We start from the raw sequence: 10696 nt of genomic DNA on the forward strand, positions 1-10696 counted from the left end.
AACGAGTGCATGACCTAGAGAGTGCCGCTCTGCGCCGCTTCTTACAAGCTTCCGACCAAGGGACTTTAAACCTTGTGGGCGAAAGCTAGTCTCAACAGTAAGCCGCACAACGGCTTGCCGCCGGCCCCGGCGGACACTCACCCAGGCCTGCCATGAGCAGGTGCGAAATGAGGTCATCATGAAAATTCGTGAACTCGCCCAGCATTGGGAAGAAAACGCCAAGGGTCGCCTGACCGACACTGGCTATACGATTCATCTGGACGTTGAAGCCGCTGCGCGTCTGGCAGCGATTGCCGAGATGTACCCCAAACGGCATGCCGAAGAACTGCTTGGCGAACTGATTGGCGCAGCCCTTGAAGAGTTTGAAGCGAGCTTGCCATATGTGAAGGGGTCGACGGTGGTGGCGACCGATGAGGAGGGTGATCCGCTGTATGAGGATGTCGGGCCTACGCCGCGGTTTCTGGCGCTGTCGCGCCGGCATTTGCATGACCTGTCGGCCGTTGAAGGCAAGCCAAAACACTGACCCAAAATTGCATTGAACCTGTGGGAGCTGGCTTGCCAGCGATGGCGTCAGTTCAGTCACCGATGCGTTGAATCTGATGGCCCCATCGCTGGCAAGCCAGCTCCCACAGGGACTGTAATTCAGCTCCAAAACCACATCGTTTTTCGCCCGCGCGTACCGCTCTCCCACGCCAAAGTTCCCGCTCTAGAGCCTTGTCCACTCAGTCAGAATTTATTTTGGCGATTAGCCATCTTTTCTGAACTTTTGAAAAAAGCCGCCGGTCGGAACCAGTAACCACGCCTGGAACGAGCGTTTCAAAAACGCGCTTGGATACGACGCTTTCGGCTCCTCGCCCAGGATGGATTCAGTTGTTTTCAGGAGATGCCTAATGGAGTTGAAGACCATGAAAAACCAAACCTCGTTTACCCACCTGCGCGGTCTGAAACTGGCGGCTCTGGCCATCGGCACCAGCTTCGTGCTGGCCGGTTGCGCCGGTAACCCACCTACCGAGCAATACGCCGTGACTCAATCGGCAGTGAACAGCGCGGTCAGCGCCGGCGGTACCGAGTTTGCCGCGGTTGAGATGAAGCAAGCGCAGGACAAACTGAAACAAGCCGAAATCGCCATGCACGACAAGAAGTATGACGAAGCGCGCACCCTGTCCGAGCAAGCCGAGTGGGACGCTCGTGTAGCCGAACGCAAGGCCCAGGCCGCGAAAGCCGAACAGGCTGTGAAGGATTCCCAGAAAGGTGTTCAGGAACTGCGTCAGGAAAGTCAGCGCACTGTGCAGTAAGCGCGCATCCCGATCGCAAAGCTGAAACTTTTATCGATAGAAAGGACGACAAATTATGCGTAAGCAACTGATGATCCCAGCTCTTCTGGCCGCAAGCGTTGCCCTGGCTGCGTGCTCCACTCCACCTAACCCGAATCTGGAAAACGCGCGCACCAACTACGCCGGCCTGCAAGCCAACCCACAGGCCAGCAAAGTCGCGGCGCTGGAAACCAAAGACGCCAGTGATTACCTGGACAAGGCCGACAAGGCTTATCTGGACAAGCAAGACGCGGCCAAGGTTGACCAACTGGCGTACCTGACTAACCAGCGCGTGGAAGTGGCCAAGCAGACCATCGCCCTGCGCACCGCTGAAAACAATCTGAAGAACGCCGCAGCGCAACGTGCCCAGGCACGTCTGGATGCCCGCGATCAGCAGATCAAACAGCTGCAGGACAGCCTGAACGCCAAGCAGACCGATCGCGGTACGCTGGTGACTTTCGGCGACGTGCTGTTCGCCACCGACCGTGCCGACCTGAAATCCAGCGGTCTGGTGAATATCAACAAACTGGCGCAATTCCTTCAGGAAAACCCGGATCGCAAAGTGATCGTTGAGGGTTACACCGACAGCACCGGTTCTGCCAGTCACAACCAGTCGCTGTCGGAGCGTCGCGCCAACTCCGTGCGCACCGCACTGGTGAAAATGGGCGTTGATCCAGCGCGTATCGTCACCCAGGGCTACGGCAAGGAATACCCGGTTGCCGAGAACGGCAGCGTCTCCGGCCGTGCAATGAACCGTCGTGTGGAAGTGACCATTTCCAACGACAACCAGCCAGTGATGCCGCGTTCGGCGATGAGCTCGAACTAAGCGCCCTGCTGTAACGCAAAAGCCCCGCCTGAGTGATCAGGCGGGGCTTTTTTGTGCGGGCTGAAATCGCGCCCCCTCACCCCAGCCCTCTCCCGAGGGAGAGGGAGCCGATTGGGGGATGCTCGATAGCTGCGTCGACCTGAAAGTGCTTCGCCGAATCCATAATCAACGCAATCTTTCAGGTCGGCGTGTAGCGAAAGAACACTTCGGTCAGTCCCCTCTCCCACTGGGAGAGGGTTAGGGTGAGGGCTGAACCTGCAGAATCACTCCTCCAGCTTCTGCGGGGTCTCCTCACCCATGCAACGCACGGCTTTCTTCTGCGCGTTGATCAGCACACCGGTCAAACCTTTCTGCTCGGTATCAAACAACACCAGCACGCCATCGATGCACTGCGCCACCTGCGGCGCCGGGTCGAGGGAGACTTTATAGTCTTCACCCGGCACAGTCTTGAGCATGGTGAATTCGTTGAGCAGCAACGCATCCTCGGGTTTGGCGAAGTGCAGGTAACCGTAGTACCACAGCGCCCCGACGGTGCCGAGGATGCTGCAGATACCGGTGATGATCAGCGGGATGGCGTTGCGTTCTTCAGTCATTGCGGACTCTCATCTTCAGAATTCGGGGGTGTCGGGTAATTGGGGATTTCACCGAGGCGGCGCAGGCCGTTGAAATGCTCGGGATCATCGAGGTAGCGCAGCATCACCTGGCGCCACACCGGGTCGCCAAAGGTCTGCACATGGCCGCCACGGGTCAGTTGCAGCACACGCGGTGGCGGCGCAGCTTGATACAGGCGGATGCCGTTGGACAGCGGCACCAGCGGATCGTCGATGCTGTGGAAAATCAGCTTCGGCACGCCGTTGAGCTGCGGCATCGAGTTGATCGCGCTGTCGCCATCCGGCACCAGCCACGACAGCGGCACCTGGAATGGCCAGGTCAGCCATGAGGTGCTGAGGGCGTATTGGCCGACGCTGCGATAACTGGCGGGCACGCCGTCGAGGACCAAAGCCTTGAGCTGTTTCTGCCGCTCGGGATGCTGCACCAGCCAATGCACCGCCATCGAACCGCCGAGGCTCTGGCCGAGCAGGATCAGCGGCTTGCCTTTGACCTCCGGCGCCTTATCGAGCCAGGCAAACGCCGCGTCGATGTCCTGATAGATCGCCGGCAAACTCGGCTCGCCCTCGGACAAGCCATAACCGCGATAATCCACCAGCAGCACTTGATAGCCGTTTTTCGGCAACCACCAACTGCCACCGAGGTGCATCGGCAGATTGCCGCCGTTGCCGTGCAGGTGCAGGACGGTGCCTTTGACCTCGACACCCGCCTTGGCCGGCAGCCACCAGGCATTGAGTTTCAAGCCATCCGCCGTGACCAGCGTGACGGTGCGGTATTCGAGCTTGGCTTTTTCCGGGGTGAAGATCTGACCCGGCTCGGGGTAGAACAACAAAGAGCTGCAACCGCTGAGGGTCAGGAGCAGGCAGAAAATGCCGAGGATTCTCATCCGGTGAAACCTCGCGAAAGATTCGGGTTGGAACACAATAGATCGTTCCCTCGCTCTGCGTGGGAACGCCGCCATGGACGCTCCGCGTCCACTGTGACGCGGAGCGTCACGGGATGCATTCCCACGCAGAGCGTGGGAACGATCGGTGTGGGTTAGAGGATGTTGGAGTAATCCGCTTCGATCCGGTCCAGGCTTAAATGATTGAGGAAGTTGGAGAAGCACATCCACGCCGACAACGCATTCAAATCGCGGAACTGATCCGGCAGATACTTCGGCGCCACCACCAGCCCTTCATCCACCAACTGGCGCAAAGTACGCATGTCTTCCAGGGTGGTCTTGCCGCAGAACAACAGCGGGATCTGCTCAAGCTTGCCCTTACGCACGGCCAACTGAATGTAGTTGTAAACCATGATGAAGCCCTTGAGGTAGGACAAGTCTTTGGTGAATGGCAGCCCGGTCGGCGTCGATCCACGGAACACCCGACTGGCATTGCCGTAGCTTTCCGCCATTTCGAAACCCTGCTCGCGGAAGAACTCGAACACCTGCAGGAAGTCCGCGCCCTCCTCGACCATGTGAATGGCGCGGGTGCGGTTGGTCAGTTTGCGCAGACGACTCGGGTAGGAGGCGAAGGTGATGATTTCCATCAGGATCGCCAAACCCTCCTGGGTCACCGTAGACGACGGCGGGCCTTTGGAGAGGAAGGTGCAGATCGGCTGATTCAAACCATTGAGCGTGGTGCCGACGTGGACCAGGCCTTCATGGACTTCCAGCGCACGCACGTCGCGGTCGTTGAACATCGCGTCGGTGCGGATCTTGATGTAATCGGCGCCCGCCGCCGCGTCGGCAACGATGCCGTCGGACTCGAACACGCGGATGGTTTCCTCGGCCTCACCGAAGACTTTGTTCAGACGGGTTTGCAGCAAGTGCACAGCGTCTTTGGCGGTGAGAATTTTCGGTTCATCCTTCAGATCGCCACGGCCGTCGATGTTGTTCAGGTAGTCGGACATCATCAGGCCAAGGTCGGCCAGGGTCGGGTCACCGGCGTGGAACGCATCGGACGCGGCGCCATACAGCTCTTGCGAAATCAGGCCAAAATCCTCGGTGCCGCGCGCTTCGAGCATGCGCACGACCATGCGGTATTCCTTGCACATGCGCCGCATGATCTGCCCGACCGGGTTGAACTGGCCGAGCTGGCGGGTGATGTCGCGCTCGATGTTCTGGAATTCCAGTTTGACCTTGCTCGAATCGAAACTCAGCGGCCGATTGAGGTAATAGTCGCGATCCACCGCCGGCATTTCCTTGCCTTTGGCCTTGAGAAATCCCTTGCGAATGTTCTCGTCCCACTTGACCGCGTCGAGCACACGGATCGGCGTCTGCGCCAGCACAATGCGGTCGGACAACATGCGTATCGTCTGCTGGTAATCGTCCACCCGAAACTCCTGTAGAAAACCTGACGTTCTGAATTATTTGGCGCGGGCCTGGCGCTGGTAGCGTACGGCTTCAACGAAGACATCGGAATTGGCCGGATCATCGAGGTAAGCAAAGACCTTGTCGAGGCTGCTGTCGACCTGCACGCCGTCGCCATCGTCGGTCTGGAAGGCCTGACCGTCGAGGTTTTTTTGTTTGATGGCTTGATTGATCTGCTCGAGATCGAGGTTATAGAGCACCAATTCGTGTTTATCGGTGAGTTCGAAACCGGCGATGGTGAAGTGGCCGCCATAGCGCGCCGGGACTTTCGCCGACAGATACCAGCGGCTGCCGTGGCGCGACACGGTGAACGGATAGGCTTCGCGTTCGTGGGGTTTGGCCTTGAAGTACGTGACGGCCTGATAGCGGTCATTGCCCAGCCGGGTCAGTTCAAGGTTCATCGGCTCGCCCCAGGCATTGGTGCTCGACCATTTGCCGAGCAAACCCTTGGGCGCCGGGTCACTGGCTGCCAGCGGCTCCTTGAAGGTCACCAGACAGCCACTGAGCAGCAGGAACGACAAGGCGATCAGCACGCCACGCCAGGCTTTCATTCAACACTCCCTATGAACATTCGCCGCCCTTGAATACGCCACCGAACCTGTGATTGATCGTTCCCACGCTCTGCGTGGGAATGCATCCACTGACGCTCTGCGTCATGTCGGCAAGGGACGCGGAGCGTCCCGGGCGGCATTCCCACGCAGAGCGTGGGAATGATCTTGTGGTCAGACCGACGCGAGCACCAAGTGCATGTAGCGCGTCAGAATGCCGAGCATGTCTTGTTCGGCCAAAGGCTCGGCGTCGTTGAGCAGGCCCTGATATTCCATCCGTCCGATAATCGCCGTCAACACCTTGGCATCCTGTTGCGGTTCACGCGAGCCCAACACCTGGAACAACTGGCAAGTGCCCTGCAACAGAATCTGCTGATGCGAGCGCACCAGAATCGCCAGACGCGGATTGAGCAACGCTTCCTGGCGGAACGCCTGTTCGGCCATCAAATGCTCACGACGGTTAACCAACTGACGATGCACGTAGTCGGCCATCAGCCGCGCAATGTCATCGGCCAGTTGCGAGCGCGACTCAGGGCTGCCGTCACCGCTGACCACCATTTCACGCAGCAAGCCTTCATTGTTGACCCACAACTTGGCCATGTACGCCGCGCTGCGCTCAACGTATTGAGCGAAGGTATCGGTGAGCAGGTCGTCGATATCCTTGAAGTAATAGGTGGTCGCCGACAACGGCACACCGGCCTCGGCGGCGACTGCGCGGTGACGCACGGCGCGCACGCCGTCACGCACGACAATGCGCATCGCGGCGTCGAGAATGTCCTGGCGACGCTGCTCACTGCCCTGTCGGCTGGCCTTGCGACCCTGGTACTGAACACTTTCAGCGACCGCAGTGGCGATACCCGCTGCACCTTCTTGAGCTATTGCACCCATCACGACAGAACTTCCTCTGCAATTCAAAAGTAACCAATTGATACATTTGTACCAGACAGGCAATAAAAAGCCGCCTGTTTTAGGCGGCTTTTTAACTGAAACGTTTACGCTTGCGGTCGCATGTGCGGGAACAGGATCACATCGCGAATCGACGGCGAATTGGTCAGCAACATCACCAGACGGTCGATGCCGATGCCTTCACCGGCCGTTGGCGGCATGCCGTACTCCAGCGCGCGCACGAAGTCGGCGTCGTAGTGCATGGCTTCGTCGTCGCCGGCGTCCTTGTCGGCCACCTGCGCCATGAAGCGCTCGGCTTGGTCTTCCGCGTCGTTCAACTCGGAGTAAGCGTTGGCGATTTCACGGCCACCGATGAACAGCTCGAAACGGTCGGTGACGTTCGGGTTGTCGTCGTTGCGACGGGCCAGCGGCGACACTTCGAACGGGTACTGAGTGATGAAGTGCGGCTGTTCCAGCTTGTGCTCGACCAGTTCTTCGAAAATCATCACCTGCAGTTTGCCCAGACCTTCGAAGCCGAGCACCTTGGCGCCGGCCTTCTTGGCGATGGCGCGGGCCTTGTCGATGTCGTTCAGATCATCGGCAGTCAGCTCAGGGTTGTACTTGAGGATCGAGTCGAACACCGACAGACGCACGAACGGCTCGCCGAAGTGGAACACCTTGTCGCCGTATGGCACGTCGGTGCTACCCAACACCAGCTGCGCCAGTTCGCGGAACAGTTCTTCGGTCAGGTCCATGTTGTCTTCGTAATCGGCGTACGCCTGATAGAACTCCAACATGGTGAATTCAGGGTTGTGACGGGTCGAGACGCCTTCGTTACGGAAGTTGCGGTTGATCTCGAAGACCTTTTCAAAGCCACCAACCACCAGACGCTTGAGGTACAGCTCCGGGGCGATACGCAGGAACATTTCCATGTCCAGCGCGTTGTGGTGAGTTTCGAACGGCTTGGCCGCAGCGCCGCCAGGAATGGTCTGCAGCATCGGCGTTTCGACTTCGAGGAAGTCGCGCTTCATCAGGAAGCTGCGGATGTGCGCGATCACTTGCGAACGCACGCGGAACGTCTGGCGTACTTCGTCGTTGACGATCAGGTCAACGTAGCGCTGACGGTAACGCTGTTCGGTGTCGGTCAGGCCGTGGTGCTTGTCCGGCAGCGGGCGCAGCGATTTGGTCAGCAGACGCACGCTGGTCATTTCAACGTACAGGTCACCCTTGCCGGAACGCGCCAGGGTACCTTCGGCGGCAATGATGTCGCCCATGTCCCAGGTTTTCACCGCGGCCAGGGTGTCTTCCGACAGGGTTTTACGGTTGACGTAAACCTGGATGCGACCGGTCATGTCCTGGATCACCATGAACGAGCCACGGTTGAGCATGATGCGACCGGCAACCTTGACCGGGATTGCAGCCTCTGCCAGCTCTTCCTTGGTCTTGTCCGCGTATTTTTTCTGCAGATCTTCGCAGTAGTTTTCGCGGCGGAAGTCATTCGGGAAGGCGTTGCCCTTGGCGCGCTCGGCAGCCAGCTTTTCCTTGCGCAGGGCGATCAGGGAGTTTTCTTCCTGTTGCAGGGCTTGCGGGTCGAGTTGTTGGTCGCTCATGTCTTTAGATATTCCATCAGGTTCGTTGCCCCCGGACCTTGCGGCCCGGGGATCGCCAGCAGGGCTGGCTCCTACAGGGATCGGCTTGAATCAGCCGATGCTGTATTGCGTCTTTTACAGGCCCGATTTCAGGCTGGCATACAGGTATTCGTCGATATCGCCGTCGAGTACCTTGTCGCAGTCGCTGCGTTCGATGTTGGTGCGCAGATCCTTGATCCGCGACGCATCGAGCACGTACGAGCGAATCTGGTGACCCCAGCCGATGTCGGACTTGGTGTCTTCCAGCGCTTGCGACGCGGCGTTGCGTTTCTGCATTTCCTGCTCGTACAACTTGGCCCGCAGCATTTTCATGGCGGTGTCTTTGTTGGCGTGCTGGGAACGTTCGTTCTGGCAGCTGACCACGGTGTTGGTCGGTACGTGAGTAATCCGTACGGCCGAGTCGGTGGTGTTTACGTGCTGACCACCGGCACCGGAGGAACGATAGGTGTCGATCCGCAGATCTGCCGGGTTGATTTCGATTTCGACCTTGTCGTCGATCTCTGGCGAGACGAAAACTGCGGAGAACGAGGTGTGGCGACGGTTGCCGGAGTCGAACGGGCTCTTGCGCACCAGACGGTGCACGCCGATCTCGGTACGCAGCCAGCCAAAGGCGTATTCGCCCTTGATGTGCACGGTCGCGCCTTTGATACCGGCGACTTCACCGGCCGACAATTCCATGATGGTCGCGTCGAAACCGCGCTTGTCCGCCCAGCGCAGGTACATGCGCAGGAGGATGTTGGCCCAGTCCTGGGCTTCGGTGCCGCCGGAACCGGCCTGGATATCCAGGTAGGCGTTGTTCGGGTCCATTTCATGGCTGAACATGCGGCGGAATTCCAGCTTGGCCAGATTTTCCTCGAGACGGGCCAGCTCGGCGACGACATCGCCCACTGCGCCTTCGTCGTTCTCTTCGACGGCCATGTCCAGCAGGTCGCGGCAATCGGCCAGGCCAGCGTTCAGTTCGTCGAGGGTGTCGACGATCTGCGCCAGCGCCGAACGCTCACGTCCCAACTCCTGGGCGTATTCAGGTTTGTTCCAGACACTCGGATCTTCAAGCTCGCGATTGACTTCAGTCAGACGCTCATGCTTTTGATCGTAGTCAAAGATACCCCCGAATAGTTTCGGAGCGCTCGGACAGGTCCTTGATGGTATTCAGGATCGGGTTGATTTCCATGACGGGCAGCACTCGTTGGCGAACTTTTGAAAGCCGGCGAGTATAACGTAATCAGGCTGTGACGGCAGCCCGTCTGGCGGGTGTGGGGATCATTAAAGCCTTTGCCCTCACCCTAACCCTCTCCCGGAGGTAGAGGGGACTGATTGGGGGATATTCGGAAGGTACGCCGACCTGAAATGGCTTTGCCGAATCCGGAAGTGCCAAGCCTGAAGATCCATAATCGACTCGCTCGATCAGGTCGATGTATAGCGCCAGACACCTCGGTCGGCCCCCTCTCCCTCCGGGAGAGGGCTGGGCGGGCGGCGTTCCGATGAGGGAAAGCCGTTACTCGATCCCGACCTGGTTACGACCGTTGTTCTTAGCCAGATAAAGGCCACGATCCGCCGCCGAAATCAGCAACCGACAATCGCTGCCCGACTGCGGCACCATCGTCGCCAGACCAATACTGATGGTCAGGCTCGCCCCTTCCGCCGGAGTGTTGTGCGGAATCTTCAGCGAAACCACAGTCTGCCGCAGCTTTTCCGCGACCAGTCGCGCGCCGCCCGGCGAGGTGTTCGGCAGCACCAGCACAAATTCCTCACCGCCATAACGCGCTGGCAGGTCCGACGGTCGGGCGCTGGCATCGCGAATCGCCGTGGCAACCTTGCGCAGGGCTTCGTCGCCTTCAACGTGGCCAAAACTGTCGTTGTAGTGCTTGAAGTAATCAACGTCGATCATCAACAGCGACAACTGGCTCTGGTCGCGCAATGAACGGCGCCACTCCAGCTCCAGGTACTCATCGAAGTGGCGACGATTGGACAACCCGGTCAGGCCATCGGAGTTCATCAGGCGTTGCAGCACCAGATTGGTGTCGAGCAATTGCTGCTGGCTGACCCGCAGCGCGCGATACGCCGCGTCACGTTGCAACAGCGTCATGTAGGAGCGCGAGTGATAACGGATGCGTGCGACCAGTTCGATGGTGTCCGGCAGTTTCACCAGATAATCATTGGCCCCGGCCGAGAACGCCGCGCTCTTGATCAGCGGGTCTTCCTTGGTCGACAGGACGATGATCGGAATGTCCTTGGTCGCCGGGTGATTGCGGTATTCACGCACCAGGCTCAGGCCATCGAGGCCGGGCATGACCAGATCCTGCAGAATCACCGTCGGCTTGATCCGCACCGCCTGCGCAATGGCCTGATGCGGGTCGGAGCAGAAGTGGAAGTCGATGTTCTCTTCATTCGACAGCCCACGGCGCACGGCTTCGCCGATCATCGCCTGATCGTCCACCAACAACACCATGGCGGCGTTTTCGTCGGTTTTAATGTCGTCGATCTGTAAGTCATTCATGGGCGGTCACCTGAGT

11 protein-coding genes are annotated in these 10696 nt (G+C 59.0%); 3 read left to right on the forward strand and 8 right to left on the reverse strand.

Translation table 11 applies throughout. The features are described 5' to 3' along the window. Positions 1–178 precede the first annotated feature (178 nt). From WA225_RS08950 to WA225_RS08960, 3 genes are all read left to right on the forward strand, one after another. A complete protein-coding gene (locus WA225_RS08950) occupies positions 179–523 on the forward strand; it encodes a hypothetical protein (protein ID WP_064393219.1) in 345 nt (114 codons plus the stop codon). Positions 524–890: 367 nt separating this feature from the next. Then, a complete protein-coding gene (locus WA225_RS08955; RefSeq protein ID WP_034154861.1) occupies positions 891–1295 on the forward strand; it encodes a DUF4398 domain-containing protein in 405 nt (134 codons plus the stop codon). Positions 1296–1350: 55 nt separating this feature from the next. Further along, positions 1351–2139 carry an OmpA family protein gene (locus WA225_RS08960; RefSeq protein WP_242204975.1) on the forward strand — a complete coding sequence of 263 codons (789 nt, stop codon included), beginning with the start codon at positions 1351–1353 and terminating at the stop codon, positions 2137–2139. A gap of 263 nt (positions 2140–2402) precedes the next feature. Here WA225_RS08960 and WA225_RS08965 read toward each other — a convergent pair whose 3' ends face one another. From WA225_RS08965 to WA225_RS09000, 8 genes are all read right to left on the reverse strand, one after another. Further along, a complete protein-coding gene (locus WA225_RS08965) occupies positions 2403–2732 on the reverse strand; it encodes a hypothetical protein (protein WP_128615722.1) in 330 nt (109 codons plus the stop codon). Next, positions 2729–3634: an alpha/beta hydrolase gene (locus tag WA225_RS08970; protein WP_422607670.1), complete on the reverse strand. Its 906-nt coding sequence runs from the start codon at positions 3632–3634 to the stop codon at positions 2729–2731. The genes WA225_RS08965 and WA225_RS08970 overlap by 4 nt, the downstream gene beginning before the upstream one ends. A gap of 152 nt (positions 3635–3786) precedes the next feature. After that, on the reverse strand, positions 3787–5037 hold the full coding sequence (locus WA225_RS08975; RefSeq protein ID WP_422607757.1) for a flavohemoglobin expression-modulating QEGLA motif protein: 1251 nt from the start codon (positions 5035–5037) through the stop codon (positions 3787–3789). Positions 5038–5097: 60 nt separating this feature from the next. Continuing rightward, on the reverse strand, positions 5098–5652 hold the full coding sequence (locus WA225_RS08980; protein ID WP_422607671.1) for a hypothetical protein: 555 nt from the start codon (positions 5650–5652) through the stop codon (positions 5098–5100). Positions 5653–5823: 171 nt separating this feature from the next. Further along, on the reverse strand, positions 5824–6537 hold the full coding sequence (locus tag WA225_RS08985) for a TetR/AcrR family transcriptional regulator (RefSeq protein WP_422607672.1): 714 nt from the start codon (positions 6535–6537) through the stop codon (positions 5824–5826). Between the two features lie 104 nt (positions 6538–6641). Continuing rightward, on the reverse strand, positions 6642–8144 hold the full coding sequence (lysS, locus tag WA225_RS08990; RefSeq protein ID WP_064120555.1) for a lysine--tRNA ligase: 1503 nt from the start codon (positions 8142–8144) through the stop codon (positions 6642–6644). 114 nt (positions 8145–8258) lie between these two features. Next, positions 8259–9354, reverse strand: a protein-coding gene (gene prfB / locus WA225_RS08995) for a peptide chain release factor 2 (protein ID WP_102358477.1) whose coding sequence is annotated in 2 segments (ribosomal slippage) — positions 8259–9281 and positions 9283–9354 — 1095 coding nt in all. Because the reading frame shifts where the segments join, the coding sequence is not laid out codon by codon here. Between the two features lie 324 nt (positions 9355–9678). Beyond that, on the reverse strand, positions 9679–10680 hold the full coding sequence (locus tag WA225_RS09000; protein ID WP_422607673.1) for a diguanylate cyclase domain-containing protein: 1002 nt from the start codon (positions 10678–10680) through the stop codon (positions 9679–9681). Positions 10681–10696 lie beyond the last annotated feature (16 nt).

The sequence above is a fragment of the Pseudomonas sp. genome, assembly GCF_049300855.1.
In the GTDB taxonomy this organism is placed as follows: Bacteria; Pseudomonadota; Gammaproteobacteria; order Pseudomonadales; family Pseudomonadaceae; genus Aquipseudomonas.

Coding starts and splice junctions, on each gene's coding strand:
- WA225_RS08950 (WP_064393219.1), top strand. CDS start 179: ATGAAAATTCGTGAACTCGCCCAGCATTGGGAAGAAAACGCCAAGGGT.
- WA225_RS08955 (WP_034154861.1), top strand. CDS start 891: ATGGAGTTGAAGACCATGAAAAACCAAACCTCGTTTACCCACCTGCGC.
- WA225_RS08960 (WP_242204975.1), top strand. CDS start 1,351: ATGCGTAAGCAACTGATGATCCCAGCTCTTCTGGCCGCAAGCGTTGCC.
- WA225_RS08965 (WP_128615722.1), bottom strand. CDS start 2,732: ATGACTGAAGAACGCAACGCCATCCCGCTGATCATCACCGGTATCTGC.
- WA225_RS08970 (WP_422607670.1), bottom strand. CDS start 3,634: ATGAGAATCCTCGGCATTTTCTGCCTGCTCCTGACCCTCAGCGGTTGC.
- WA225_RS08975 (WP_422607757.1), bottom strand. CDS start 5,037: ATGTTGTCCGACCGCATTGTGCTGGCGCAGACGCCGATCCGTGTGCTC.
- WA225_RS08980 (WP_422607671.1), bottom strand. CDS start 5,652: ATGAAAGCCTGGCGTGGCGTGCTGATCGCCTTGTCGTTCCTGCTGCTC.
- WA225_RS08985 (WP_422607672.1), bottom strand. CDS start 6,537: ATGGGTGCAATAGCTCAAGAAGGTGCAGCGGGTATCGCCACTGCGGTC.
- lysS (WP_064120555.1), bottom strand. CDS start 8,144: ATGAGCGACCAACAACTCGACCCGCAAGCCCTGCAACAGGAAGAAAAC.
- WA225_RS09000 (WP_422607673.1), bottom strand. CDS start 10,680: ATGAATGACTTACAGATCGACGACATTAAAACCGACGAAAACGCCGCC.